At 62.4% G+C, this 503-nt stretch carries 1 pseudogene; it reads left to right on the top strand.

Annotation, left to right across the window (positions count from 1 at the left end):
• Positions 1–203: 203 nt before the first annotated feature.
• Positions 204–377 (top strand): annotated as a pseudogene (locus KZA10_RS18925) (DDE-type integrase/transposase/recombinase); the annotation flags it as partial.
• Positions 378–503: the final 126 nt, after the last annotated feature.

The following is a 503-nucleotide window of genomic DNA, read 5'->3' as shown; positions in this document are numbered from 1 at the left end:
GCGTTCTCACCATCCGCACTGCGGCGGCCTTCTCCTCGCTCGAGTAGCGACGCGTTGTCGGCTTCCCATTCGCCAGTTCTTTGGGCATAACTCCATCCTCGTTTCCAAGGTCAGGAGTCTCCATCAGACCCAGGGCGCTTCAGGATGAATGCTTTACTGAGCCCGGGATAGTTCACACCGTTGCGACGACTGCTGGAATCCAAGCCGACGAGGGCAAGCTGTATCTCTGCGCGATCAAAGACGTCTACTCGAACCGGATCGTGGACTACTCGCGCGATTCGCGAATGACGGCTGAGCTGGCAGTCGCCGCGCTTCGCAACGCCGTCGCGCTGCGAGAGCCCACCGGAACGACCCTGCACTCGGACCGCGGATCGCAGGCCGTATTCAACCGGTCGTCGCAACACCGGCGAATCGGGGTATTGGATGAGCGTGTGGGACAGGCAGAAGCAGGTGCGGGCGTATCGGGGGCAGATCGTGTCTCCTGGGCGGCCGACGGTCGCGTG

Source organism: Microbacterium sp. BF1, from assembly GCF_019279095.1.
Taxonomy (GTDB): domain Bacteria; phylum Actinomycetota; class Actinomycetes; order Actinomycetales; family Microbacteriaceae; genus Microbacterium; species Microbacterium maritypicum.
The sequence above is the reverse complement of the archived record's forward strand: the minus strand, read 5'-3'. Positions and strand labels throughout refer to the sequence as shown.